The organism is Streptomyces sp. H27-H5, from assembly GCF_026627505.1.
GTDB lineage: Bacteria > Actinomycetota > Actinomycetes > Streptomycetales > Streptomycetaceae > Streptomyces.
Genome location: NZ_JAPNLK010000005.1, coordinates 37,490 through 62,733, shown reverse-complemented (window position 1 = coordinate 62,733; position 25,244 = coordinate 37,490). Strand labels below are relative to the sequence as shown.

Here is a 25,244-nt window from a genome sequence, read left to right as displayed (position 1 = left end):
CGCGGGGCCGCGCGGCCCCGTCAGCCGCGTGGAGGCCGGAAACCACCCCTTCGGGCCCACTTGCGGGTGCGCGCGGGAGGGCCCCCGGTCCTCCCGGGTAGGCCAGTGTGCGTGACCCCGAAGCCCCGGCCGCTGCACGACCGCCTCCAGGCCTCCCTCGCCGGTCTGGCCTGGAGCCGGGGTCGTCAGATGGAGCTGATGCACCGGGCGATGGGCTTCGCCGCCCTCGGGTTCCTCACGCTGGTGCCGCTGCTGGTGGTCGTCGCGGCCGCCGCCCCCGGCAGTGGTTACGGCTTCGGCCGCTGGCTGGGCCAGGCGCTGGGCGTGACGGCTTCCTCGCGGGCCCGGGTCGAGGTGCTGTTCGGATCCGCCGATCTGGCACTGGAGCGGACGACGGCCTTCGGGCTCGCCGCGCTCGCCGTGTTCGGCCTGACGTTCGGCTCGGCCGTGCAGACCGGGTACGAGAAGGTGTGGGACCTGCCCACGGCCCGCTGGCACACCATGTGGCGGCACGTGGTGTGGCTCGCCCTGCTGGTCTGCTACCTCGCGATGCTCGTCGGGATCCCCTCCCCGCCGCACGACGTGCTCGGCAGCCTGGTCGGCACGATCACCGACCTGGCGGGCACCGTGCTGTTCTTCTGGTCCTCCCAGCGGCTCCTGCTGGGAGGACGCGTCCGCTGGCGCGCCCTGCTCCCGGGAGCGGTGGCCACCAGCATCGGCCTGCTCGGTCTCCGGGTCTTCTCGCAGCTGGTGTTCTCCCCGCTGATCGCCTCGAACGCGGTGACCTACGGCCCCTTCGGCACCCTGCTCGTCGTCCAATCCTGGCTGGTCGGGGTCGGCTTCGTGGTGTACGGCGGCGCCCTCGTCGGCCGCCTGCTCCACGAACGCCTCACCCTGCGCCGGCTCCACCGCTCGGGCCTTCCGCCGGAGTAGACGGCGTCCGCGCCGCGGCCCCCGCCGCGCCCCTCCCTGCGGCGTGCCCGGCGGGCCCGCACGCAGCGCGGCAGGCTCGTGCCGCCGTAACCGAGCAGCCAGGGCAGGACCGCTGATCGCGTGCGGTGTGCCAGGGCCACGCGCCCCGCCCGCCGCCCCGTCCGTCGCCCCGGCCCGCCGCGCGCCGGCCGTCAGACGCCCTGGCCGCCGAAGCGGTCCCGGAGTTCCCTCTTGAGGATCTTGCCGCTGGCGTTGCGGGGCAGCGCGTCCACGAAGAGCACCCGCTTGGGGGCCTTGAAGTGCGCGAGCTTCTCGCGGGCGTACGCCATCACCTCCGCCTCCGTGACCTCCCCGCGCGGCACCACCACCGCCGTGACCGCCTCGATCCACCGCTCGTCGGGCAGGCCGACGACGGCCGCCTCCGCCACCCCGGGGTGGGTGTACAGGACGTCCTCCACCTGACGGGAGGCGACCAGCACCCCGCCCGAGTTGATGACGTCCTTCACCCGGTCGACGACGGTGAAGTAGCCCTCCGCGTCCCGTACGGCGAGGTCCCCGGAGCGGAACCAGCCGCCCCGGAAGGCCTTCGCGGTCGCCTCGGGGTCGTTCCAGTAGCCGAGGCACAACTGCGGCGAGCGGTAGACCACCTCGCCCGCGACCCCGTCCGCGACGTCGGCTCCGTCCTCGTCGACGACCTTGGCCTCGACGTGGCGCACGGGTCGCCCGCACGAGTCCATCCGGCCCTCGTGTTCGTCCGGTCCCAGCACCGTGGCCAGCGGGCCGATCTCGCTCTGCCCGAAGCAGTTGTAGAACGCGAGCCCGGGCAGTCGCGCCCGCAGCCGTTCCAGGACGGGCACCGGCATGATCGAGGCCCCGTAGTAGGCCTTGCGCAGCGCGCCCAGGTCCCGCCGGTCGAACCCGGGGTGGTTGGCCAGCGCGATCCACACCGTCGGCGGGGCGAAGACACTGTCCGCCCGGCCCGTCTCCACCAGGTCGAGGATCTCCTGCGCGACCGGCGCGTCGAGGACGGTGTTCTCCGCGCCCACGGCCAGGTAGGGCAGCAGGAACACGTGCGTCTGCGCCGAGTGGTAGAGGGGCAGCGAGTGCACGGGCCGGTCCGTCTCGACCAGGTCCAGGGCGACGATGGCGCTCTCGTACTCGTGCGCCAGCGCGCGGTGGGTCATCATCGCGCCCTTGGGCAGGGCGGTGGTCCCGGAGGTGTAGAGCAGTTGCACCACGGCGTCCGCGGTCCGGTCCGGGACGAAGGGCAGCGGCTCGGCCAGGTCCGCGAGGAAGGAGTCCGGGGTGTCGCGCAGGGCGCGCACGGCGTGTCCGGCGGGGATCCGGCCGGCGAGGTCCGGGTCGGCGAGCACGAGCGCGCTCGCGCAGTTCCCCAGGATGTACGCGAGGTCCTCGCCGGTGAGGTTCTGGTTGACGGGGACGTGCGTGAGCCCGGCACGTGCGCAGGCAAGGAAGGCGAGGACGTAGGCGTCGCAGTTGTGGGCGTAGGTCGCGACCCGGTCGCCGGCGGCCAGGCCGTACCGCTCGCGCAGCACGGCGGCGCCGGTGGTGACGGCCGCGTCGAGTTCCGCGTACGTCCAGGTCCGCTCGCGGTAGCGCAGTGCCACCCGGTCGGGGACCCGCAGGGCGCTGTCGCGGAGCAGCCCGTCGACCGTGTTCTCTCGGATCGCTCGCCCCGACCCCCCGGTCGTCGCGGCATTCGCGGCGGTCGAGGCGTCCCCCGGCGTCACGGCCCCGTCCGGCGTCATGGCTCCCTGTGGCGTCATGGCGCGATCCTTCCCCCTCCCCCACCCGAGGTCAACAACCGGGATACCAAACGGGACGTTGACAGATCGTCGGGTGGCCTGCATGAGTGTGGGGGCACGCAAGCACCGCCTGTTTCACGGGCAATCACGCCCCAGCACAGGCCACTTGGGAGGTACGTTGCACATCCGCACCCGTCCCTTACGTCGTCGCGTCGCCCTCGTCGGGGCCGCGCTGCTCGCCGCCGCGGCCGCGTTGCCCCAGGCCGCGGCCGCGGCCTCGGCCGACGTCGAGCGCGGTCCGTCCGGCGGCGGTCTGTCCGCCGTCATCCGCTACACCGAGAACGGCATCCCCCACATCCTGGCCCGGGACTACGCGCACCTCGGTTTCGGCACCGGTTGGGCCCAGGCCGCCGACCAGGTCTGCGTGCTCGCGGACGGGTTCCTGACCGTGTCCGGGGAGCGCTCGCGCTGGTTCGGCCCGGACGCCGTGCCCGACGGCTCGCTGTCCTCGGCGACCACGAACCTGACCGGCGACCTGTACTTCAAGGGGGTCCGGGACTCCGGCACCGTGGAGAAGCTGTTGGCCACCCCGGCTCCGGCGGGTCCCGGCAAGGAGGTCCGGGAGCTGATGAGGGGATGGGCCGCCGGGTACAACGCCTGGCTGGCCCAGAACAAGATCACCGACCCGGCCTGCAAGGGCGCGGGCTGGGTGCGCCCGGTCACCGCCACCGACGTGGCCGCGCGCGGTTTCGCGGTCTCGGTCCTCGGCGGCGAGGGGCGCGCCGTCGACGGCATCGCGGGGGCGAGGCCGCCCGGCGCGAGCGCCCGCGCGCAGCCCGGACCGGAGGTCGATCCGGCGTCCGCCGCCGAGGCGGCGCGCCGGTTCTTCGACACCGGCCGGTACGACATGGGGTCCAACGCGGTGGCCTTCGCCGGTTCCACGACGGCCTCCGGGAGCGGTCTGCTCCTGGGCAATCCGCACTACCCCTGGCAGGGCGGCCGACGGTTCTGGCAGTCGCAGCAGACCATCCCCGGCGAGCTCAACGTCTCCGGTGCCTCGCTGCTCGGCAACGCCGTGGTGAACATCGGCTTCAACGACAAGGTGGCGTGGAGCAACACCGTCGCCACCGGAACCCCGGTCAATCTGCACCAGTTGGCCCTCGACCCGGCCGACCCCACGTCCTACCTGGTCGACGGCGAACCGGAGAGGATGACCGAGCGGAAGGTCACCGTCCCGGTCGCGGGCGGGGCGTCCGTCACCCGCAGCCAGTGGTGGACCCGGTACGGGCCCGTCGTCGCGGACCTCGGCGCGGGACTGCCGCTGCCCTGGACGAGGACGACGGCGTACGCGCTGAACGACCCCAACTCCCGGAACCTGCGCGGCTCCGACACCACACTCGCCCTGGGCAAGGCCCGTTCGGTCGCCGGGATCCAGGACGCCCTGAGGCGCACCCAGGGGCTGCCCTGGGTCAACACGATCGCCGCGGACTCGGCGGGCGGCACCCTCTTCACGCAGAGCCAGGTGCTGCCGCGGATCACCGACGAACTCGCCGCGCACTGTTCCACCCCGCTCGGCCGGGCCACGTACCCGTCCTCGGGGCTGGCCGTGCTGGACGGCTCGCGCGGCGCGTGCGCGCTCGGCTCGGACCCGGACGCGGTACAGCCGGGGGTGTTCGGCCCGGGCCGGGCGCCGACGCTGCGTGACGCCCCGTACGCCGAGAACTCCAACGACAGCGCCTGGCTCGCCAACGCGGACCGGCCGCTGACCGGGTACGAGCGGATCTGGGGCACGGCCACCGGTCCGCGCTCGCTGCGTACGCGCGGCGCGCTGGAGGACGTGGCGGCGATGGCCGCGAAGGGGCGGCTGACGGTGGCCGATCTGGAGCGGCAGCAGTACGCGAACCGGGTCCCGGCCGGCGACCTGGCGGCGGCCGAGGCGGCGAAGGCGTGTGCGGCCCTGCCCGGGGGCACGGCGAGGGGAAGCGACGGTGCGGCGGTGGACGTCTCGGCGGCCTGCGGGGTGCTGGCGGGCTGGGACCGCACGGCGAACAGCTCCAGTCGGGGCGCACTGCTCTTCGACCGGTTCTGGCGCAGGCTCACGGCGAGCACCCCGGCCAGGGAGCTGTGGTCGGTGCCGTTCTCGGTGGCCGATCCGGTGCGCACGCCGCACACGTTGAACCGTGCGGCGCCCGGTGTCGGCAGGGCGCTCGCGGACACGGTCGTGGAGTTGAGGACGGCGGGGATCGCCCTGGACGCCCCGCTGGGCGAGCACCAGTTCGTGGTGCGCGACGGCCGCAGGCTGCCGGTCGGCGGCGGCACCGAGGCGCTGGGGGTCTGGAACAAGATCGAGGCGCCGTGGAACGCGTCGGGCGGTGGCTATCCGGAGGTCGCGCACGGCTCCAGCCACATGCAGGCGGTCGGTTGGGACGGCAGTGGCTGCCCGGTGGCGCGCACGCTGCTGACGTACAGCCAGTCCTCGAACCCGAACTCCCCGTACCACGCGGACCAGACCGCGCTGTTCTCGCGGGAGCGGTGGGTGAAGGCGCGGTACTGCGAGCGGGACATCCTCACCTCGCCGGGGCTGAGGGTGGTGTGGCCGCGCGAGCGGCGCTGACGCCCGGAGATCCGCGCGGCCCCCGGGACGGTGTGTCCGTCCCGGGGGCCGCGGCACGCGCGGACCGGTCAGGGGCTGACCGCGAGGAACAGGTACGCGGCGAGCAGCACGATGTGGACGCCGCCCTGGAGTAGGGTGGCCCGGCCGGGCACGATGGTGAGGGCGCTCACCACCACGGTGAGGGCGAGCAGCACCATGTGGATCGGGCCGAGGCCGAGCAGCAGCGGCCCGGAGAGCCAGATCGAGGCCAGTGCGATGGCCGGGATGGTCAGGCCGATGCTGGCGATCGCGGAGCCGTAGGCGAGGTTGAGGCTGGTCTGTACGCGGTCGCGGCGGGCGGCGCGGACGGCGGCCAGGGTCTCGGGGGCCAGTACCAGCAGGGCGATGATCACACCGACGACGGCGTTGGGCAGTCCGGCGTTGGCGACCCCGCGCTCGATGGTCGGGGAGACGGCCTTGGCGTCCCCGACGACGGCGACGAGGGCGACGAGGAGCAGACCGAGGCTGATGAGGGCGGCGCGGGAGGTGGGCGGGGCCGCGTGCTCGTCCTCCTCGCCCGCGGCGGCGGCCGCCGCGGCCTGGGCCGCCTCCGCCCGGCGGCGCTTGGTGTCCACGGGCAGGAAGTAGTCGCGGTGACGGACCGTCTGGACGGCGACGAACAGGCCGTAGAGGGCGAGTGAGGCACAGGCCGCGAAGGTCAGCTGGGCGGTGGAGAACTCAGGTCCCGGCTTCGAGGTGGTGAAGGTGGGCAGCACGAGGCTGAGGGTGGCGAGGGTGGCGACGGTGGCGAGGGCCGCGCCGGAGCCCTCGGCGTTGAAGACGGCGACGCGGTTGCGCAGTGCTCCGACGAGGAGGGACAGGCCGACGATGCCGTTGCAGGTGATCATGACGGCCGCGAAGACGGTGTCCCGGGCCAGGGAGGCGGTCTTGGGGCCGCCGTCGGCCATCAGCGTGACGATCAGCGCCACTTCGATGACGGTGACGGCGACGGCGAGGACCAGGGAACCGAACGGTTCGCCCACCCGGTGGGCCACGACCTCGGCGTGGTGGACCGCCGCGAGCACGGCGCCGCCGAGGCAGAGGGAGACGAGCACCACGGCGAGTCCGGGCAGATCGCGTCCCCAACTGAAGACGAGGGCGATCAGGGCCACCACGGGGACCACGACGGTCCAGTCGGTCAGGGGCGATCTGTGCGTTGCCGTACTCATATCAGCCAAGTTGCCAGAACTGTCCGCCCGGTGCGGCCCAACCCCTGCCCTCAGGGCCTTGACGTGGCATTTCTCACGAGATCCCCGGGCGTGGCGAGCAACCGTACGGCCGCCCCCGGCGCCCGGCCGACGCCCGGGGACGGTTCGCGGCGGCCAGGGGCCCGGCGGACGGCTCCGACGGTTCACATCGCGCGCGCCTGGCCCTCCCAGTACGGGTCGCGCAGCCGGCGCTTGTACAGCTTGCCGTTGGGGTCGCGCGGCATGGTCTCGATGAAGTCCACGCTCTTGGGGCGCTTGTAGCCGGCCAGTTGCCGCTCGCAGTGGTGGAGGATCTCGGCGGCCAGCGCGTCACCCGCCTCGAAGCCCTCGGCGGGTTCGATGACGGCCTTGACCTCCTCGCCCCAGTCCGCGTGCGGGATGCCGAAGGCGGCGGCGTCGGCGACGGCGGGGTGCGTGAGCAGGGCGGACTCGATCTCGGCCGGGTAGATGTTGACGCCGCCCGAGATGATCATGTCGATCTTGCGGTCGCGGAGGAAGAGGTAGCCCTCCTCGTCCATCAGGCCGAGGTCTCCGACCGTGAAGAAGTCGCCGATGCGGTTCTTGCGCGTCTTGCCCTCGTCCTTGTGGTAGCTGAAACCGCCGGCGTTCATCTTGATGTAGACGGTCCCCAGTTCGCCGGGGGCCAGCCGCCGCGCGTCGTCGTCGAAGATGGCGAGTTCGCTGATCGGCCAGGCCTTGCCGACCGTTCCCGGCCTCTTGAGCCAGTCCTCGGCCGTCGCGAAGGCGCCCCCGCCCTCGCTGGCCGCGTAGTACTCCTCCACGCACCCGCCCCACCAGTCGATCATCGCCCGTTTGACGTGGTCGGGGCAGGGGGCGGCGCCGTGGATGGCATGCCGCATGGAGGACACGTCGTACGCGTCCTTGACCTCCTGGGGCAGTGCGAGGAGCCGGTGGAACTGGGTGGGGACCATGTGCGTGTGGGTGCAGGCGTGGTGGTCGATGAGCCGCAGCATCTCCCGCGGGGTCCACTTGTCCATGAGGACGAGCGGGTGCCCGATGTGCAGGGAGGCTCCGGCGAACTGCAGGACCGCCGTGTGGTAGAGCGGCGAGCAGACGAGGTGGACGTTGTCGTCGAAGGGACGGATGCCGAAGATGCCGAGGAAGCCGCCGAGGTACGTCTCCTCCGGGAGCTTTCCGGGCAGCGGCCGGCGGATGCCGCGCGGGCGACCGGTGGTGCCGGAGGTGTAGTTCATCACCCAGCCGAGGGTGCGGTCCGACGGGGGTGTTCCGGGCTGCCCGTCGAGGAGGTGCGCGTAGGGGCGGAAGCCCTTGACGGTCCCGACGGCGTAGCGCCCGCTCGCGGGCAGGCCCGCCTCGTCGGCCGCGGCGGTGGCGGCGTCGGCGAAGCGCTCGTGGGCGATCAGGACCTTGGCGCCGGAGTCGGAGACGATCCAGGCGATCTCGGGGCCGACGAGGTGGTGGTTGACCGGGACGAGGTAGAAACCGGCCTGGGAGGCCGCGAGGTAGGCGGTGAAGAACTCGACGCCGTTGGGGAGGACGACGGCGAAGACGTCGCCCTTCTCCAGGCCGGCCGCGCGCAGGCCGTGGACGAGCCGGTTGACGTCGGCGTGCAGGCGGGCCGCCGTCCACGTCTCGCCCTCGGGGGTGATCAGGACCGTGCGGTCGGGGTCGGCGGCCGCCTGGGCCCAGAAGCCGTTGGGGGGTTGTCCGTCGCTCATGCTGCTGCTCGCTCCTCTCGGGCGCCGCGCGCCTCAGGCCCGGCCGGCGATGCGGTTGATGCGGTCGATGGCGCGTTCGAAGCCGCGGGTCAGGTCGTCGAAGACGGCCTGGACACTGCGTTCCGAGTTCATCCGGCCGACGATCTGGCCGACGGGCGTGCCCAGCAGCGGCTGGACCTCGTACTTCTGGATGCGGGACACGGCCTCGGCGACGAGGAGTCCCTGGAGGGGCATGGGCAGTGCTCCGGGGCCGTCCGGGTCGTCCCAGGCGTCGGTCCACTCGGTGCGCAGTTGGCGGGCGGGCTTGCCCGTGAGGGCGCGGGAGCGGACGGTGTCGCCGGATTCGGCCGCCAGCAACTTCTCGGTGAGGGCGCGGGAGTGCAGGTCGGCCTCGGTCGTGGTGAGCCAGAGCGAACCCAGCCAGGCGCCCTGGGCGCCGAGGGCGAGGCCGGCGGCGATCTGTTCGCCGCTGCCGATGCCTCCGGCGGCGAGGACGGGGAGCGGCGCGACGGCGTCGACGATGTCGGGGACCAGGACCATGGTGGCGATGTCGCCCGTGTGCCCGCCGGCCTCGTAGCCCTGGGCGACGACGATGTCGATGCCCGCCTCGGCGTGCCGGCGTGCGTGTTTGGCGCTGCCGGCGAGGGCGGCGACGAGGACGCCGTGGTCGTGGGCGCGCTCGATGACGTCGGCCGGCGGGGATCCGAGCGCGTTCGCGAGGAGTTTGATCGGGTAGTCGAAGGCGACGTCGAGCTGGTTGCGGGCGACCTGTTCCATCCAGCCGGTGATGCGCCAGCCGGAGGCCTCGCCTTCGGCGAGTTCGGGTACGTGGTGCTTGGCGAGGGTGTCGCGGACGAAGGCCCGGTGTCCGGCGGGGATCATCGCCTCGATGTCGGCCTCGCTGATGCCGTCGACGGCCTTCCTGGCCGGCATGACCACGTCGAGGCCGTAGGGCCTTCCGTCGGTGTGGTCCTGCATCCAGTCGAGGTCGCGCTTGAGGTCGTCGGGAGCGGTGTAGCGGACCGCGCCGAGTACCCCGAAGCCGCCCGCCCGGGTGATGGCCGCGGCCACCGCCGGGAAGGGCGTGAAGCCGAAGATGGCGTGCTCGGCTCCCAGTTTCCTGCTCAGCTCCGTCTCCATGGGCGTGAGGATGCCGCAGCCTGGCGGACGAGGGAAGAGGTTTTCTGATGCTGTGTCAGATTCTTTGCAGGGCGGTCCGTGCGGGGGGTGCGCGGCGGGCGGGCAGATACTTCGTGAGGGTGCGACGGCGGACAGGAGGACCGGTCATGAACGAGCTCACGGGGGCGGTCGGCGGTGGTGGCGCGAGCGTCGCGGAGGACGACGCGGGCGAGGGCACGAGCGGGGTCGCGCGCGAGAGCAGTGGCGCGAGGGGATGCGGGAGCGGCGGCGCGAGCGCGAGCGGTGGGCCGAGTCGGCGGCGCCTGGGTGCCCGCCTCCTCGCCCTCGGCGGGGTGCTCGTCCTCCAGGCGGCGCTGCCCGGGGCCGCGGGGGCCCACGGGAACCCGGTCGAACGGCGCGCCCTCCAGGGACTGCGGCTGCGCTACGGGTCCGCCCGTCAGGCCGGACTGCTGGAGAGGCACCTCGAAGGAGTGGCGGACGAGGCGCGCAGGTTCCTGGGCCCCTCCCCCGAGCATCCGTACTACGCGGGGGCGGTGGTCCTCGCCGGTCGCGGCCGGACCGTGGCGCTGCACCGGGCCATGGGCGACGCGGTCCGGTACGCGGACTACGACGGGCGCCTCGACCGGGTCAGGGAGTACCCGGCGGCCGAGCGGATCCCGATGGCGGAGGACACGGTCTTCGACCTGGCCTCGCTGACGAAGCTGTTCACCTCGCTGCTGGCCGTGCAGCAGATGGAGCGCGGCCGACTGGAGCTGGAGGCCCCGGTGGACCGGTACCTGCCGGAGTTCACCGGCGGGGGCAAGGAACTCGTCACGGTCCGTCAGTTGTTGACCCACACCTCGGGGCTGCGGTCCTGGGCGCCCTTCTACCAGGAGTCCACGCGGGAGGGCCGGCTGCGACTCCTGTGGTCGGTGCGGCCACAGGACACGCCCGGGACGGTGTACCGCTACTCCGACCTGAACCTCATCGCGCTGCAACTGCTCCTGGAACGGATCACCGGTCGCACTCTGGGTGTCCTGCTCCACGACGAGATCACCGCTCCGCTCGGGATGCACCGCACTCGTTACAACCCACCGCTCTCGTGGCGCCGCGTCACCGCCGCCACCGAGATCCAGCGGCCGCCCTGGTCGGGGCTGGACCGGGGGTTGGTGTGGGGCGAGGTCCACGACGAGAACGCGTACGCCCTCGGCGGGGTCGCCGGTCACGCGGGCGTCTTCGGGACCGCCTGGGACCTGGCCGTCCTGGCTCGCACCCTGCTCGACGGCGGGGTCTACGCGGGTCGGCGCATCCTGCGCCCCGCCTCCGTGGAACTGCTGTTCACCGACTACAACACCGCGTTCCCCGGCCACGACCACGGCTTGGGCTTCGAGCTTTACCAGCACTGGTACATGGGGGCCATGGCCACCCCGCACTCCGCCGGCCACACCGGGTTCACCGGCACGTCCCTGGTCCTGGACCCGTCCACCGACTCCTTCCTGATCCTGCTCGGGAACTCCGTCCACCCGGTGCGGACCTGGCGGGCCGGGAGCGCGCCCCGGGTCGCGGTCGGCAACCGGTTCGCCCGCGCCGTGCCCGTCCGTACCCGGCACGGCGGCGCGGCCTGGTTCTCGGGGAACACCCCGGGCGCGTCGGGCACCCTCACCCTGCCCCCGCTCACCCCGACCACGGCCTCCGCCCGGCTGCGCTGCGCGGTGTGGTGGGACACCGTGCCAGGCGAGGGCGCCTTCCATCTGGAGGCCTCGGCGGACGGGCAGAGCTGGGAACCGGTGGCGTTCAGCACCGTGCGGTCCACCGGTGGTGCCGCCGAGCAGTGGCCCCGGGGCGCCGCCGGCGGGTGGTCGGGCCGTGTCTGGCACCGCCTGGAGGCCCCGTTGACGGCCTGGGCCGGCCGCGAGGTCCGGCTGCGCGTGCGCCACGAGGCGACCGGCCGCTACGTCGGCCGGGGGGTGTACGTGGACGTCGTCCGGGTCGCCGAACCCGCCCGCCTGCTCTTCGCCGAGGACCGCCCCGACGACGCCGGCCGCATCGAGGCCGAGGGGTGGACGCGTTCGACCGACTGACCGTGCCGGGCCGGCGCGGGCCGCCGCCCTGCCGGGATGGTCCGCCGCCGCGCCCCGGGCGGGCCGTCCGGCGGGCGGGGCGCGAGCGGATCAGGTGAGTACCGCGTCGATCATCCGGCGTGCCACGGCGGTCAGTTCGGCGGTCTCGGGGGCCGGTCGGGAGCGGGCCATCGCCCCGACCAGCCGGTCGTACAGCAGCCCGTCGGTCCAGGCGACGAGCAGTTCCGCGGACTCCTCGGGCCGGCGCGCCCCGAGCGCCGCGAGGATGCCCGCCGCGCGGGCCCGCGCGCCGAGTCCGGCGCGGTGGAACTCGCTCTCCAGCTCCGGGTTGCGAGCCGCTTCCAGGCTGAGTTCGAAGCGGGCGAGTTGGCGGGCGCGGCCGGTGGTGAGCCAGCGGTGCAGCAGTGCGGCGAGCGCCGCCGCGACGGTGTCCCGGTCCGGGCGGCCCGGGAGGGCGGGGGCGGCCCCGCCGTCGAAGTCGGCGAGGTCCAGCTCGGCGAGGCGCGCGTAGCAGGCGCCGATCAGCGCGGTCCGCGTGCGGAAGTAGTACGAGGTGCTGCCCGCCGGAAGCCCGGCCGCGCCGTCGACGGCCCGGTGGGTCAGGCCGCGCAGGCCGCCGTCGGCCACGAGGGCGATCGCGGTGTCGGCGATGAGGGTCCTGCGGTCGGCCGCGCGTTCGGGGGTGGACATGGCCCCACTCTACAGCTGTAGAGTGGGGCCATTCCTCTACAACTGTAGAGGGTTCGGTACGGAGAGGTGTGCCATGACGGACAGCGGGCGTCACGTGGTCGTGGCGGGTGCGGGCATCGGCGGGCTGACCGCGGCGGTGGCCCTGCACCGCAAGGGATGGCGGGTGACGGTCTGCGAGCGCGCCCCGGGGCCGTCCGCCGTCGGCGCCGGGATCGTCCTGGCACCCAACGCCCTGCGCGCCCTCGACGTCATCGGCTTCGACGCGGGGCGGGCCGCGGGCCGGACGGTCGCCGCGGCGATGGGCGTGCGCCGGCCCGATGGAAGCTGGCTGAGTCGCGCCGACACCGCCGCGATGGCGGCCCGGTACGGGCGACCCCCGCTCGCCGTGCACCGCCGATCCCTCACGACGGCCCTGGCCGCCGCCCTCCCCGCCGGCACGATCCGGTACGGGACCGCCGTCACCTCCGTGGAGCAGTCCGACGGGAACGCGACGCGGGGCGGGCACGAACGCCCCGTGGTGCGGACCGCCGACGGGGCGGAGCTGCCCGCCGACCTCGTCGTCGCGGCCGACGGCATCCACAGCCCGCTGCGCCGCCGGTACTTCCCGCACCATCCCGGGTTGCGGTACAGCGGGGAAACCGCGTGGCGCACCGTGTTGGCGGCGGCGCCCGACGGCGTGCGTCCCGTCGCGGACGCCGTGGCGGCCGAGACCTGGGGGCGCGGCGAGCGCTTCGGCACGGTCCCGCTCGCCGACGGCCGGGTCTACGTCTACGCCACCGCCGTGGTCCCCGAGGACCGGCGGCCGACGGACGTCCGCGCGGAACTCCTGCGCCGCTTCCGCACCTGGCACGACCCGATCCCGGCGCTGCTGGAACGGATCGACCCGGCGGCCGTGCTCCGGCACGACCTGTACGACCTGGCCGCCCCGCTCCCCCGCCACCACCTGGGCCGCCTGGTCTGGATCGGCGACGCCGCGCACGCCATGACGCCCAACCTCGGCCAGGGCGGCTGCCAGGCGATCGAGGACGCGGTGGTGCTCGCCCACCTGTTGGACGGGCCGGACGTCACGGCCGCCCTCGCCGCCTACGACGCGGCCCGCGGCGCCCGTACCGACGTCCTTCGGGTGCGGGCCCGTCGCGCCGGACGGATCGCCGCGCTCACCCACCCGCTCGCGGTGGCGGCACGCGACCTCGCCGTGCGCGCCACTCCGGCCCGCGTGGCCCGGCGGGCGCTGGACGACCTGTTCGACGGGTTCACCCTGCCGGAGCTTCCGGCCCCTGCGCGTGCCCCGTTCGCGGCATGAAAGCGTGCCCCGGGCCGTTGGCAGTCGTTGTTGAGGTTCGATCACCGTTCGACACCGAAGGCAGGACAGCCCCCATGAGCGACATCGACTGGGACCACCCCAACGACCCCAAGCCCGGCTGGCAGCTGGACCACGTCAAGCAGTACGTGGCCTCCCGCGGCGCCGAGGGCCGGTTCTGGAACGGCACCCAGACCCTCCTGCTCACCACCGTCGGCCGGGTCTCCGGCGATCCGGTGCGCACGCCGCTCATCTACGGCGAGGATGCGGGGCGTTACCTCGTCGTCGCGTCCAAGGGCGGCGACACCGCGCACCCGCTCTGGTACCGGAACCTGACCGCCCACCCCGAGGTGCGGATCCAGGTCGGCCCGAAGATCGTCCAGGGCATCGCGCGCACCGCGACGCCCGAGGAACGCGCCGGGTTCTGGCCGCTGATGGTCGGGCACTGGCCCGCCTACGACGAGTACCAGGCCAAGACGGACCGGGAGATCCCGATCGTGGTCATCGAGCCCGTCGCCCCGTAGCGGGGGTCAGCGTCCCAGCACGGCCATCGCCGCGTTGTGGCCGGGGACCCCGCTGACCCCGCCGCCGCGCACCGCGCCCGCCCCGCACAGCAGCACGTTGGCGTACTCGGTCTCCACGCCCCACCGCCCCGCCTCGCGGCCGTCCTCGTACGGCCAGGACAGGTCGCGGTGGAAGATGTGACCGCCGGGCAGGCGCAGTTCGCGTTCCAGGTCGAGCGGGGTCTTGGCCTCGATGCAGGGCCGCCCGTCCGCGTCGAGGGCCAGGCATTCGGTGAGCGGCTCGGCCAGGTGCGCGTCGAGTTGCGCGAGGGTGCCGGCCAGCAGCACCTCGCGCGTGCCCCGGTTGTCCTTCTCGAACAGCCGGGCCGGGGTGTGCAGGCCGAAGAGGGTGAGGGTCTGGTAGCCCCGCTCCACGAGGTCCCGCCCCAGGATCGTGGGGTCGGTCAGCGAGTGGCAGTAGATCTCCGAGGGCGGTACGGAGGGCAGTTCGCCGGTGGCGGCCTCGGCGTAGGCCCGGCCGAGCTGCTCGTACCCCTCGGCGATGTGGAAGGTTCCCCCGAAGGCCTCGCGCGGGTCCACCGACGCGTCGCGCAGCCGGGGCAGCCGGCTCAGCAGCATGTTGACCTTGAGCTGGGCGCCTTCCGCCGGCGCCTCGACCGGGGGCCGGCCCAGCAGTTCCGCCAGCGCCCGGGGCGAGGCGTTGACGAGCACGGTCGCCGCGGCGACGGCTCCCTCCGACGTCGCGGTCCGGTACCTCACCTCGGCCGGCCCGGCGCCGTCGGTGTCGATCCGCAGGGCCTCGTGGCCGGTGGCGATCTCGGCGCCGGCCGTCAGCGCGGCCTCGGCCAGGGCGTCGGTGAGCGCGCCCATGCCGCCGACGGGCACGTCCCAGTCGCCGGTCCCGCCGCCGATGACGTGGTAGAGGAAGCAGCGGTTCTGCGCGAGCGAGGGGTCGTGGGCGTCCGCGAAGGTACCGATCAGTCCGTCGGTCAGCACCACGCCCCGCACGAGGTCGTCGGTGAAGTTCCGCTCGACCGCGACACCCAAGGGTTCCTCGAACAGCATCCGCCACGCGGCGTCGTCACCGACCCGGGCGCGCAGTTCCTCCCGGGTGGGGAGCGGCTCGGTCAGGGTCGGGAACACCGTGCGGGCGACCTCCGCCGTGGTCCCGTAAAAGGCGCGCCAGTTGTCGTACTCCCGGTCGGAGCCGGTCAACCGCGCGAAGGACTCCCGGGTACGGGCCTCGCCGCCGCCGACGAGCAGTCCGCCCGGCCGGCCGGCGCGCTCGACCGGTGTGTACGAGGAGATCGTGCGGCGTCGGACCTCGAAGCGCAGCCCCAGCTCCCGCACGATCTTCACCGGAAGCAGGGAGACGAGGTAGGAGTAGCGCGAGAGTCTGGCGTCCACGCCCGCGAAGGGGCGCGTGGAGACGGCGGCACCGCCGATGTGTCCGAGGCGTTCCAGGACCAGTACGGACTTGCCCGCGCGGGCCAGGTAGGCGGCGGCCACCAGGCCGTTGTGCCCGCCACCCACGATCACCGCGTCGTACACGGCCCGCCGTGGGCCCTGCCCGATGCGCTGCCCGTCGCCCTGTCCGTCGCCCTGTCGGAAGCCCGCGGAGGTGGTCATGGTTCTTGGTAGCACACCTGGCCGAGCCGCTCCAGACAGTGTGCCTCGTCGGCGTGGGCGAGCGCGGTGTCGGGGTGTTCGTCGCCCAGGGACCGTTCGCGGATGCCGGAGAGTTCCCGGTAGATGGGCAGCGCCTCGTCCCATCGACCCAGCCGGCCCAGCCCGACGGCGAGTTCCCGCCGGCTCACCAGCGTGTCGGGATGCTCGGGGCCGAGGCTCTCCGCGCGCGCCCCGCCCACCTCGCGGGCCTCGGCCACCGCCTCGTCCCAGCGTTCCAGCCGGCCCAGGTTGACGCCGAGGACGTGCCGGGCGCGCAGGGTCTCGGGGTCGACCGCCCCGTAGGCACGGGTGCGGTCGCGGACCAGGGTCCGCAGCAGTTCGACGGCGTCCGCGGGGCGTCCGGTGCGGCCCAGCGCGATGGCGACCTCGTAGCGGGCGGCGAGGGCGTCGGGGTGGTCGCGGCCGAGGACGCGTTCGCGTACCGCGGCGACCTGCCGGAACGCGGCCAACGCGTCCTCCCAGCGGTCGAGGCGGCCCAGGGCGTAGGCGACCTCGTAGCGGGTGAGGAGCGTGTCGGCGTGCTCGGCTCCCAGGACCTCCGCGCGGTCGGCGGCGACCTCGGCGGCGATCCGGTGGGCGTCCGCGTACCGGCCGAGGGCGCCCATGGCGCAGGCCAGGTTGTGGCGGCAGCGCAGGGTGTCGGGGTGGCGCGGGCCCATGGTGCGGGCCCGGGCGGCGAGCACCGCGCCGTAGACCTCGTACGCCTCGCGGTGGCGTCCGAGCCGGCCCAGTTCGTACGCCTCCTCCTGGCGGGCGGCGAGGGTGTCGGGGTGGTCGGGGCCGAGCGCGCGGGCCCGGCCGCGGGCGACGGTCGCGTACGCGGCGAGCGCCTCCTCGGGCCGGCCGGCGCGGCTGAGGGTGAACGCGCGGGTGTGTCCGGCGGCCAGTACGTCGGGGTGGTCGGGGTCGCCCGGCTCGGGTGACGGGGCGCGCGGGAGCCCGTAGGCGGCGGTGAGCCGCGGGTCCGCGGCGGCGTCGGGCCGCACGATCGGCCGGGTCCCGTCGGCGCGGATCGCCGTCCAGGAGCCGGTGAGCACGGCCCACTCCCCGCTCGCGCGGCGGGCGTCGAGGCCGGCCTTGCGCCCGGCGGTCATCCCCGCCGCCCACGCGGGAAGCGGGGCCGGGGCGCCCACCGTCCCACCGGGGCCCAGCCGGGCCTCGACGAGCCGGCGGTGCAGGTGGCGTGCGTCGCCGGGCCGGTCCTCGGGACGCTTGGCGAGCAGGTCGAGGACCAGCCGCTCGAAGTGTTCGGGCAGCTCGGGGCGGTGCTCGCGCAGCGGGACGGGGAGGGTGTCGCGGTGTCCGACCAGCACGGACCAGGAGTCGCCGAGGTCGAAGGGCGGGGCGCCGGTGGCGATCTCGTACAGGACGCAGCCGAGGGAGTAGAGGTCGCTGCTGTGGTCGACCTCGCCGCCCGCGATCTGCTCGGGCGACATGTAGTGCGGGGTTCCCATGGCCATGCCGCCGCCGGTCAGCTTGGCCGTGAAGCCGATGTCGTGGGCGAGGCGGGCGATGCCGAAGTCGCAGATCTTCACCGTGCCGTCGGTGAGGCGCATGATGTTGGCGGGCTTCAGGTCACGGTGGACCACGCCCTGGTCGTGGGTGTAGCCGAGGGCCGCGGCCATCTGTTCCGCGACGTCGAGGACCACGTCGACGGGGAGCGGACGCGCCTCGTTGTCCTCCAGCAGTTGGCTGAGGTTGCGCCCCTCCAAGAGTTCCATGACGAGGTAGAGGGGGCCGCCGGCGGCGCTGTCGTCGCCGAAGTCGTGGACGACCGTCACACCGCGGTGCTGGAGGGAGGCCGCCACCCGCGCCTCGCGGCGGAAGCGCTCGCGCAGCACCTGCGTGAAGTGGCCGTCCTGCTCGGGCCCCGGGGGCTTGAGGCACTTGACCGCGACCTGCCGCCCCAGCGACTCGTCCCGGGCCCGCCAGACCTCGCCCATGCCGCCGCGACCGATCAGGTCGAGCGACCGGTACCGGCCCTGGATCAGTCTGGACTCCGCCATGTCTTGAAGCCGCCCCCGTGTGTCGTGCTACGCCCTCCCCGGCCAGTCCAGTATGGCCGCTGACCTACGCAGTGTGTACGCCGAGGGGCGGGTATCGGGGCCCATGCGACGCATCGCTTTCAAGATGTGACCTGGTGGGAGTTGCCAACGCAGACCTGCGGGAATGCCGCGCAGGACGCGTCCGGTGAGACGCAGGTGACGGGTGACGACTCGTGGGGCGGGGGCGGGTCTGCCGTACAGCCGGTGCGCGTATCCGGGGAGCGATCCGTAGGCGAGCCCGGCCAGGGGGCGCCACAGCAGGTTTCGGCCAGGCACGAGGAGGGGATGGACGGGCGGGCCCCGCAGGAAGTCGTCCACGGCCCGCGCGTCGGGGCCGGCCGCGAGTTCCGGCCGGATCCGTTCGAAGTAGGCCGCGAGGGCGGTGGTGTCGGCGGGGACCTCGGCGGGGTCCAACCCGACGAGGCGGGCGTTGACGCGGTTCTCGTCCACGTACCGGTCGGCCTGGTCGGCGGTGAGGGGAAGGCCCGAGCGGCGCAGGACGTGCAGGAAGCTGTCGATCTGCGCGCAGTGCACCCACAGCAGCAGCCCCGGGTCGTCCACCGGGACCCGCGCGCCGGTGGCGAGGTCCGTGGCGGACAGTTTCCGGTGGATCCCGCGCACCCGGGCGCCGGCGTGCTCCGCGGCCTCGGTGGTCCCGTAGGTGAGGGTGCCGACGAAGTCGGCGGTGCGCAGCAGCCGGCCCCACGCGTCCCGCCGGAAGTCGCTGTTCTCCATGACCCCGCGGACCGCGAGCGGGTGCAGGGCCTGGAGGTACAGTGCGCGGACCCCGGCGATCCACATCATCGGGTCCCCGTGGCACTGCCAGGTGACGGATCCGGGGCCGTACAGCCCGGGATCGGGTGCGCCGCTCGTCGCCATCTCGACACCTCCGCCGCTCGTCGTGCGCGAGAGTCTCCTCGTGGAACGTCCGTCCGCATCATAGGACGCGGGCCCGGGCGGGGGCTCAGCCCGCGAGCGGGTACATGACCCCCCGCCGCCCCTCCGGCGACGTCAGCCAGTCCAGCTTCTCCGCCGTGGCCGCCTCCGGCAGCGGGGTGTGCAGGACGATCCCCAGGTCGGGGCGGGCCGGAACGCGCAGTTGGGTCGACTCGAAGAAGAGCGCGCCCACGACGGGGTGCTCGATCTCCTTGCGGAGCAGTCCGCCGGGCCGGATGTCCCGCCGCTCCCACAGCTCGGTGAACTCCGGGCTGGCCTCCTTGGCCTCCTCCACGACCGAGCGGAACCCCTCGTCGTCGGGGCACTCCGAGCACGCCGCCCGGAACTGGGCGACGACGTGGCAGGCGACTTCCTCCCAGTGCTTGGAACGGGCCCGGTAGAGGGGGTCGGTGAAGAAGGCGATCAGGCAGTTCTGCACGATCTCCGGGCGCATGCCGAGCACCAGGGCGGCCGCGTCGTTGTACATCACGGTGTTCCAGTAGACGTCCATGATGTGCGCGGGGAACGGCATCCACGCGTCGATCAACCGCTTCAGCCCGTGGCACATGTCCCGGTCGGCCGCCGCCACTTCGAGAACGGGCGGATTGAGCCCGGCCAGCACGTACAGGTGCCGGCGTTCGGCGCTGGTCAGCCTGAGGACCCGGGCCACCGCGTCGAGGACCTGAGGGGAGACGGTGATGTCACGGCCCTGCTCCAGCCACTGGTACCAGGAGACCCCGACCCCGGCGAGGACGGCGACCTCCTCCCTGCGCAGCCCGGGGGTGCGGCGGCGGGCCCCGCCGTCCGGCAGTCCGGCCACCGCCGGGGTGATCCGGGCCCGCCGGCTCATCAGGAACTCGCGCAGCTCGGAACGGCGGTGCTTGTCGAACGGTGTGGCCACGGACTCCCCCTGTCGGCACCCTGGTGGTGCCACCAACAGGATAAGTTCCCACTCTCCACGGGCATTCCCGGGCGGCGAGGGTGTGGTCATGGCAATCGACACACACACCACGCTCACCGGGCCGCAGTCGGCCGCCGAGGGGAGCGACCGGCTCACCGGCCGGGCCAGACTCGTCCTCTTCGTCCTGTGCGCCGCCCAGTTCATGGTGGCGCTCGACTTCTCCGTGCTGAACGTCGCCCTGCCGGTCCTCGGCAAGGACCTGGGCCTGAGCCCGTCCGCCTTGCAGTGGGCGGTCACCGCGTTCGCGCTCCCCTCCGGGGGCTTCCTGCTGCTCTTCGGCCGGATCGCCGATCTCCACGGACGCAAGAGGCTCTTCCTCACCGGGCTCGCGCTCTTCGGCGCCGCCTCGCTGCTCACCACTCTCGCCTGGGACCCGGCGTCCTTCCTGACCGGCCGCGTGCTCCAAGGCCTCGGCGCGGCGGTCATCGTGCCGACGGGCATGTCCCTGCTGACGACGACCTTCCCCGAGGGCCCGCTGCGCGACAAGGCGCTCGGCATCTCCGGCACCCTGCTCTCGCTCGGCTTCACGGTCGGCATGGTGCTCGGCGGCGTCATGACGGACACGTTGGGCTGGCGGTCCACGATGGGGCTGCTCGCCGCGGCGTCGGTCGTCGTGCTCGCCGTCGCCCCGCGCCTGCTGCCCGAGTCCCGCACTCCCGAGCGGCCGCGCCTGGACGTGCCGGGGGCGGTCACGGTCACCGGCGGGCTGCTCGCCCTGATCTACGCCCTGTCCACGGCCGCCCAGCGTGGTTTCCACGGCGCGGACGTCTGGGTGACGCTGATCGCCGGTCCGCTCCTGCTCGTCGCCTTCGTCGTGGTGGAGTCCAGGTCCGCCGCCCCGCTCGTCTCCCTGCCGATGCTCAAGCGGCGCACGGTGGCCTGGGGCAACCTCGGCGGGCTGGTGACCTTCTCGATGATGTCCACGGTCGTCTTCGTTCTGACCCTGTACCTCCAGGAGACCCTGCACCTGTCGGCGTTCCTGACGGGTCTGGTGTTCGGGGTCCAGGGCCTCGCGTCGGTGCTCGCCGGCTCGTACGCGCCCCGGGTCATCGGACGGTTCGGCGCCCGACGCACGCTGGTCGCCTCGCTGTTCGGGCAGGGCGTGTTCACCGCGGCGCTGCTCGCCGTGGGCACGGGTTCGGGCGCGCTGTTGGCGACCGTCGCCGTATCGCTGGCCAGCATGTGCCACCTCGGCGCGATCATCTCGTACGGGGTCACCGTGACGAGCGGGGTGCGCGACGCGGAACAGGGCCTGGCCACCGGCCTGGTCACCACCACCCAGCAGGTCGGGATCACCATCGGGATCCCGCTGCTCGGCGTCCTCGCCACCACCGGTCCCTCGCTCTTCGACGGAACCCGTCTGGTGCTCGCGGTCGACGCGGCGATCGTCATCGCGGCGGCGGTTCTGGTGGCGCTGGGTCTGGGCCTGGGCACGAAGGCCGCCCGTGCTTCGGCTCTGCCGGGTCCGGCCGGTCCCGCCGCGTGAACCACGCCGGGCGGAGTCGGAGGGCGGCCCGGCGGCCGCCCCTTCCGGCTCTCCTCGATCGCGGGGGGCAGGGGCCGTGACCGGGATCTCCGCGGGACCGCCGCCGACCCGGACGCGGTTCTCCACCCGTTCCCGGCCGCGCGGCGGTCCGTGCCGTCGGCACGGGCCGGCTTGGCTCAATCGCCTGGGTAAGGCTAACCTTACTTCGACTGTTCCGCCGGGGGTCCGCGACGATCCGGCGTCCTGGACTCCGTCCGGACGCCCCCAGACCGCGCACGGCGGAACCGAGGAAGGAACACCTTGCCCACGGCCACGCTGCCCGCCGCCGCGCCGTCGCCCCGCGCCACCGCCACCCGGCGCCGCGACGCCCCCGACTTCTCCGTACGACCGGCGCACCGGGACGAAGGCCCCGAACTCGCCGCCCTCTCGTGGCCGTTCGTCCGCGCGGGGGCGCTGCGTGAGCGCCCCCTCTCCCTCTACCTCTCGCGGGCGTCCGACTTCCTCGTCGCCCAAGCCCCCGACGGGACCCTCGAAGGCTGCCTCGCGCTGCGTGAACACTCCGCCGCCGGCGTGTTGTACAACTTCTGCGTCGCGGGCCACCGGCAGGGCACGGGCATGGGTGCCCGCCTGCTGCACGCGGCGTTCGCCGCGGCGCGCGCCCGCTCGATGGCGACGCTGTTCACGGCGACGACGGGCAGTGGCCGTCTCTTCCTGCGCCACGGATTCGTCCCGACCAGCCCGAGCCTGGCGCCGACCGCCTGGGCGCGATCCCTGGACCCCGGACGCAACGCGCACGTCCTGTCGCGCGCCCTGTAGGCACCGGCGAGATCCGCAGCCGGTACGGGACTTGGCGGCTGCCGTGCCGGATGACGGCGTACGGACCGCTCCGGAGATGGCGGCGTCGAGGTGTGGGGCCCGGATCGGCACACGCGCGGTGTGGTTCGAGGCGGCGGTCCGGGCACGCGTCTCCTGGCGTGGATGCCGGGCGCAGTGCCTGGAGTTGCACCTTCCGTAGCGGCATGTGGTCCGGTGGACTCGTGTCCCGCCCCACCGAGGAAGGCCCCGCTCATGTACTCGTCCTTCATCCCGCCGCGCCAGGTGAAGATCGGCGACGCGGCGGCCTTCGTCGGCACCACACCGCGGGCGATCCGTCACTACCACGAGATCGGTCTGCTCCCCGAGCCCGAGCGGGGCGGTGACGACCGCCGCCGCTACGGCTACGACGACATGATCCGGCTCCTGTGGATCCGCAAGATGGCCGACGCCGGGGTTGCCCTGGACGACATCCGTGACGCCTTCGCCGACACGGCTTCCGCAGGTGCCGCCGGCGACCACGGCATCGCGCGCATCCTGGTGCGGCTGGAGGAGGCCCTCGTCGCCCAGGAAGCAGAGCTGCGGCGGCAGCGGACCGCCGTGCGGCGCATGCGCGTCGAAGGCAGCAGGATGGGCCTGCTCTCCGACTTCGTCACCGGCCGCCTCAAGAGCCTGCCCGAGGGCTCCCTGCGCCAGGCGGACCTGGACAGCCTGCTGGTCACCGAGCGGATTTTCGGCCCGCTCGGTGCGGCCGTCCAGGCCACCCGTTTCATCGCCCTGGCCACCCACCCGGAACTGCGGGAGGAATCCGACCGTGTGGATGCCGCCGAGGAGGCACTCGACGACACGATCGACGTCGATGACCCCCGCGTGTCCCGGGTGGCTGCCGAACGGCACTCCTTCGAAACGGTGCTGCAAGCCGTCATCGAGGATTCCGGCCTGGCGCGGAGCGACGATGCGCTCTTCGACTCCTGGGACGCCTTGCACCCCGACCCCGACCCCGCTACCGCTGATGAGGGTGAGGACGAGGACCAGGACGGCCACAGCTCTGGCAGGGGGCAGGGGTCCATGAGCGCATTCGAAGCCATCGGAAAGATGCCCTACGACTTCTCCCCGGCCCGCCTGCGCTGCATGGAACTGGCCGAGGAACTCACCGCCCGGGAGTCACCCGCTTCCGGGGACAGGCCCTAGTCGGCGTGGTACCGGATCAGTCAGGTGCCGGTGGGTGCCGGGTGGTCGTGGTCGTACGCGGCGTCGAGGATCGCGGGCAGTGCCGCCACCAGGGCATCGGCCCGCTCCTCGGGCAGGGTCAGGGCGGGCGCGAGCCGTACGACGTCCGCGCCGGCCGCGTTCACGAGGAACCCGTCGTCCTGCGCCGCCCGTTGGACCCGTGCGGCGACCGGCCGGTGGAGGGCGATGCCCAAGAGCAGCCCGGCGCCCCGCACTTCTCGGACCAGCGGGTGGGCGAGTCCCTCGATGCCGCTCCCGAGCCGCTCCCCCACCCGTACGGCATGGGCGAGCAGCCCCTCCTTCTCGATGGTGTCCAGGACGGCGAGTCCGGCGGCGCAGCAGATCGGGTTGCCGCCGAAGGTGGAACCGTGCTGACCGGGGGTCAGCAGCTCGGCGGCGGCGCCGAAGGCTACCGTGGCGCCGATGGGCAGACCACCGCCCAGGCCCTTCGCCAAGGTGATCACGTCGGGCTCCGCTCCCGGCTCGGCCTGGTGCGCGAACCAGTGGCCGGTGCGGCCGATCCCGGTCTGCACCTCGTCCAGGACGAGCAGGCTGCCCGTGGCCCGGGTGATCTCGCGGGCGGCCCGCAGGTACCCCTCGGGCGGCATGACGACTCCGGCCTCGCCCTGCACCGGTTCGAGGAAGACGGCCGCGGTGCGCTCCGTGACGGCCGCGCGGAGCGCCGCCGTGTCGCCGTGGCGGACGTGCGTGACCTCGGCGGGCAGGGGCAGGAACGGGTCCCGCTTGGACGGCTGGCCGGTGAGCGCCAACGCGCCCATGGTGCGCCCGTGGAACCCTCCCTCCGTCGCGACCACGTGTGTCCGACCGGTCCGGCGGGCGATCTTGAAGGCGGCTTCGACCGCCTCGGCGCCCGAGTTCGCGAAGAACACCCGGCCCGGCCTGCCCAGCAGGGCCAGCAGCCGTTCCGCCAGGGCGACGGGCGGTTGCGAGACGAACAGATTCGACACGTGGCCGAGTCGTTCGACCTGGTCCCGGACGGCCGAGAGCAGGGCCGGGTGGGCGTGTCCGAGGGCGTTGACGGCGATTCCGCCGGTGAAGTCCGTGTAGGCGCGGCCGTCCTCGTCCCACACCGTGCTGCCCTCACCCCTGACGAGGGCCAGCGGGGGCGTGCCGTAGGTGTCCATCATCACCGCGCTCCAGCGGGCGGTGAGCCGGGTCGTGCCGTCGGCGGTCACGCGCCGTCCTCCTTGCCGCCGGACCCCTCGGGCCCGCGTCCGTCGTCCGGCACCACCGTGGTGCCGGGTCCTTCCTCCGTGAAGACACCGCGCAGCAGTGCGTGGGGCACCCGGCCGTCGATGACGCGCGCCTTGGCGACGCCGTTGCGTACGGCACGCAGGCAGCCCTCCATCTTCGGGAGCATGCCGCTCGCGAGTTCGGGCAGCAGTGCGTCCAGTTCACCGGCCGTCAGGCGATCTATCACCTCGGCGCTGTGCGGCCAGTCCGCGTACAGCCCCTCGACGTCGGTCATCATCACCAGCCGCTCGGCCCCGAGGGCCACGGCCAGGGCCGACGCCGCCAGGTCGGCGTTGACGTTGTAGACCTGACCGTCCTCGCCGCGCGCGACGGGTGACACCACGGGGATGCGGCCCTGCTCCAGCAGCGCGCCTATCGTCGCGGCGTCCACGGCCACCACGTCGCCGACCAGGCCGATGTCCACCGACCGGCCGTCCACCCAGGCCGGACGCCGCACGGCGGTCATGGTGTGCGCGTCCTCGCCGGACATGCCCACGGCGAACGGCCCGTGGGCGTTGATGGCCCCGACGAGTTCGCGCTGGACCTGGCCCGTGAGCACCATGCGCACGACATCCATCGTCTCCGGTGTGGTCACGCGCAGCCCGGCCTCGAAACGCACCTCCAGACCGAGCCGGTCGAGCAGCGCGCTGATCTGGGGTCCGCCGCCGTGCACGACGACGGGCCGCAGGCCCGCGTGCCACAGCTCCACCACGTCCTGGGCGAACGTGCGGTGCAGGGAGGGATCGATCATGGCGTTGCCGCCGAACTTGACGACCACCGTCCGGCCCTGGAGCTCCTCCAGCCACGGGAGGTCCGGGGAGACCGACAGGGCGGCCGGTGTCTTCATCTCCGTCAT

19 protein-coding genes are annotated in these 25,244 nt (G+C 73.6%); 8 read left to right on the top strand and 11 right to left on the bottom strand.

Features of this window, described 5'->3' with window-relative positions; all coding sequences use genetic code 11:
* Positions 1-111 precede the first annotated feature (111 nt).
* A complete protein-coding gene (locus OTB19_RS03440; RefSeq protein WP_267796401.1) occupies positions 112-933 on the top strand; it encodes a YhjD/YihY/BrkB family envelope integrity protein in 822 nt (273 codons plus the stop codon).
* A gap of 191 nt (positions 934-1,124) precedes the next feature.
* Here the strand turns inward: OTB19_RS03440 and OTB19_RS03435 are convergent, their stop codons facing one another.
* On the bottom strand, positions 1,125-2,720 hold the full coding sequence (locus OTB19_RS03435) for a fatty acyl-CoA synthetase (RefSeq protein WP_267796399.1): 1,596 nt from the start codon (positions 2,718-2,720) through the stop codon (positions 1,125-1,127).
* 163 nt (positions 2,721-2,883) lie between these two features.
* Between OTB19_RS03435 and OTB19_RS03430 the strand changes: the two genes are divergently transcribed.
* Positions 2,884-5,313: a penicillin acylase family protein gene (locus tag OTB19_RS03430; protein ID WP_267796488.1), complete on the top strand. Its 2,430-nt coding sequence runs from the start codon at positions 2,884-2,886 to the stop codon at positions 5,311-5,313.
* A 68-nt stretch (positions 5,314-5,381) separates the two neighbouring features.
* Here the strand turns inward: OTB19_RS03430 and OTB19_RS03425 are convergent, their stop codons facing one another.
* The 3 genes from OTB19_RS03425 to OTB19_RS03415 form a co-directional block, all read right to left on the bottom strand.
* On the bottom strand, positions 5,382-6,521 hold the full coding sequence (locus OTB19_RS03425) for a calcium:proton antiporter (RefSeq protein ID WP_267796398.1): 1,140 nt from the start codon (positions 6,519-6,521) through the stop codon (positions 5,382-5,384).
* Between the two features lie 182 nt (positions 6,522-6,703).
* The gene (locus OTB19_RS03420; protein ID WP_267796396.1) at positions 6,704-8,260 is read right to left on the bottom strand and encodes an acyl-CoA synthetase; all 1,557 of its coding nucleotides are present in this window, start codon (positions 8,258-8,260) and stop codon (positions 6,704-6,706) included.
* Between the two features lie 33 nt (positions 8,261-8,293).
* Positions 8,294-9,400 carry an NAD(P)H-dependent flavin oxidoreductase gene (locus OTB19_RS03415; RefSeq protein WP_267796395.1) on the bottom strand — a complete coding sequence of 369 codons (1,107 nt, stop codon included), beginning with the start codon at positions 9,398-9,400 and terminating at the stop codon, positions 8,294-8,296.
* 146 nt (positions 9,401-9,546) lie between these two features.
* Here OTB19_RS03415 and OTB19_RS03410 point away from each other — a divergent pair, with 146 nt between their 5' ends.
* Positions 9,547-11,460: a serine hydrolase domain-containing protein gene (locus tag OTB19_RS03410; protein WP_267796394.1), complete on the top strand. Its 1,914-nt coding sequence runs from the start codon at positions 9,547-9,549 to the stop codon at positions 11,458-11,460.
* A gap of 90 nt (positions 11,461-11,550) precedes the next feature.
* Here OTB19_RS03410 and OTB19_RS03405 read toward each other — a convergent pair whose 3' ends face one another.
* On the bottom strand, positions 11,551-12,150 hold the full coding sequence (locus OTB19_RS03405; protein ID WP_267796393.1) for a TetR/AcrR family transcriptional regulator: 600 nt from the start codon (positions 12,148-12,150) through the stop codon (positions 11,551-11,553).
* Positions 12,151-12,223: 73 nt separating this feature from the next.
* On the opposite strand from OTB19_RS03405, the gene OTB19_RS03400 reads away from it, so the two are divergent.
* Positions 12,224-13,453, top strand: a complete 1,230-nt coding sequence (locus tag OTB19_RS03400; RefSeq protein WP_267796392.1) for an FAD-dependent monooxygenase — start codon at positions 12,224-12,226, stop codon at positions 13,451-13,453.
* Positions 13,454-13,527: 74 nt separating this feature from the next.
* On the top strand, positions 13,528-13,974 hold the full coding sequence (locus OTB19_RS03395) for a nitroreductase family deazaflavin-dependent oxidoreductase (RefSeq protein WP_267796391.1): 447 nt from the start codon (positions 13,528-13,530) through the stop codon (positions 13,972-13,974).
* A gap of 6 nt (positions 13,975-13,980) precedes the next feature.
* On the opposite strand, the gene OTB19_RS03390 is transcribed toward OTB19_RS03395, so the two are convergent.
* The 4 genes from OTB19_RS03390 to OTB19_RS03375 form a co-directional block, all read right to left on the bottom strand.
* Positions 13,981-15,603, bottom strand: coding sequence for an NAD(P)/FAD-dependent oxidoreductase (locus OTB19_RS03390; RefSeq protein WP_324290500.1), 1,623 nt, complete (start codon positions 15,601-15,603; stop codon positions 13,981-13,983).
* Positions 15,600-17,669 (bottom strand): serine/threonine-protein kinase, encoded by a 2,070-nt coding sequence (locus OTB19_RS03385; protein WP_267796390.1) that lies wholly within the window; start codon positions 17,667-17,669, stop codon positions 15,600-15,602. The genes OTB19_RS03390 and OTB19_RS03385 overlap by 4 nt, the downstream gene beginning before the upstream one ends.
* Positions 17,670-17,696: 27 nt before the next feature.
* The gene (locus OTB19_RS03380; protein ID WP_267796389.1) at positions 17,697-18,587 is read right to left on the bottom strand and encodes an oxygenase MpaB family protein; all 891 of its coding nucleotides are present in this window, start codon (positions 18,585-18,587) and stop codon (positions 17,697-17,699) included.
* 85 nt (positions 18,588-18,672) lie between these two features.
* Positions 18,673-19,494 (bottom strand): helix-turn-helix transcriptional regulator, encoded by an 822-nt coding sequence (locus OTB19_RS03375; protein ID WP_267796486.1) that lies wholly within the window; start codon positions 19,492-19,494, stop codon positions 18,673-18,675.
* A 139-nt stretch (positions 19,495-19,633) separates the two neighbouring features.
* On the opposite strand from OTB19_RS03375, the gene OTB19_RS03370 reads away from it, so the two are divergent.
* The 3 genes from OTB19_RS03370 (at position 19,634) to OTB19_RS03360 (ending at position 23,095) form a co-directional block, all read left to right on the top strand.
* A complete protein-coding gene (locus OTB19_RS03370; RefSeq protein WP_267796388.1) occupies positions 19,634-21,091 on the top strand; it encodes an MFS transporter in 1,458 nt (485 codons plus the stop codon).
* Positions 21,092-21,391: 300 nt separating this feature from the next.
* Positions 21,392-21,907 carry a GNAT family N-acetyltransferase gene (locus tag OTB19_RS03365; RefSeq protein WP_267796387.1) on the top strand — a complete coding sequence of 172 codons (516 nt, stop codon included), beginning with the start codon at positions 21,392-21,394 and terminating at the stop codon, positions 21,905-21,907.
* Between the two features lie 252 nt (positions 21,908-22,159).
* Positions 22,160-23,095, top strand: a complete 936-nt coding sequence (locus tag OTB19_RS03360) for a MerR family transcriptional regulator (RefSeq protein ID WP_267796386.1) — start codon at positions 22,160-22,162, stop codon at positions 23,093-23,095.
* Between the two features lie 20 nt (positions 23,096-23,115).
* Here the strand turns inward: OTB19_RS03360 and OTB19_RS03355 are convergent, their stop codons facing one another.
* Positions 23,116-24,330, bottom strand: coding sequence for an acetylornithine transaminase (locus tag OTB19_RS03355; protein ID WP_267796385.1), 1,215 nt, complete (start codon positions 24,328-24,330; stop codon positions 23,116-23,118).
* A complete protein-coding gene (gene argB / locus OTB19_RS03350) occupies positions 24,327-25,235 on the bottom strand; it encodes an acetylglutamate kinase (RefSeq protein ID WP_420716786.1) in 909 nt (302 codons plus the stop codon). The genes OTB19_RS03355 and argB overlap by 4 nt, the downstream gene beginning before the upstream one ends.
* Positions 25,236-25,244: the final 9 nt, after the last annotated feature.

Coding starts and splice junctions, on each gene's coding strand:
- OTB19_RS03395 (WP_267796391.1), top strand. CDS start 13,528: ATGAGCGACATCGACTGGGACCACCCCAACGACCCCAAGCCCGGCTGG.
- OTB19_RS03370 (WP_267796388.1), top strand. CDS start 19,634: ATGGCAATCGACACACACACCACGCTCACCGGGCCGCAGTCGGCCGCC.
- OTB19_RS03420 (WP_267796396.1), bottom strand. CDS start 8,260: ATGAGCGACGGACAACCCCCCAACGGCTTCTGGGCCCAGGCGGCCGCC.
- OTB19_RS03410 (WP_267796394.1), top strand. CDS start 9,547: ATGAACGAGCTCACGGGGGCGGTCGGCGGTGGTGGCGCGAGCGTCGCG.
- OTB19_RS03360 (WP_267796386.1), top strand. CDS start 22,160: ATGTACTCGTCCTTCATCCCGCCGCGCCAGGTGAAGATCGGCGACGCG.
- OTB19_RS03385 (WP_267796390.1), bottom strand. CDS start 17,669: ATGGCGGAGTCCAGACTGATCCAGGGCCGGTACCGGTCGCTCGACCTG.
- OTB19_RS03425 (WP_267796398.1), bottom strand. CDS start 6,521: ATGAGTACGGCAACGCACAGATCGCCCCTGACCGACTGGACCGTCGTG.
- OTB19_RS03390 (WP_324290500.1), bottom strand. CDS start 15,603: ATGACCACCTCCGCGGGCTTCCGACAGGGCGACGGACAGGGCGACGGG.
- OTB19_RS03375 (WP_267796486.1), bottom strand. CDS start 19,494: ATGAGCCGGCGGGCCCGGATCACCCCGGCGGTGGCCGGACTGCCGGAC.
- OTB19_RS03400 (WP_267796392.1), top strand. CDS start 12,224: ATGACGGACAGCGGGCGTCACGTGGTCGTGGCGGGTGCGGGCATCGGC.
- OTB19_RS03435 (WP_267796399.1), bottom strand. CDS start 2,720: ATGACGCCACAGGGAGCCATGACGCCGGACGGGGCCGTGACGCCGGGG.
- OTB19_RS03415 (WP_267796395.1), bottom strand. CDS start 9,400: ATGGAGACGGAGCTGAGCAGGAAACTGGGAGCCGAGCACGCCATCTTC.
- OTB19_RS03405 (WP_267796393.1), bottom strand. CDS start 12,150: ATGTCCACCCCCGAACGCGCGGCCGACCGCAGGACCCTCATCGCCGAC.
- OTB19_RS03380 (WP_267796389.1), bottom strand. CDS start 18,587: ATGGCGACGAGCGGCGCACCCGATCCCGGGCTGTACGGCCCCGGATCC.
- argB (WP_420716786.1), bottom strand. CDS start 25,235: ATGAAGACACCGGCCGCCCTGTCGGTCTCCCCGGACCTCCCGTGGCTG.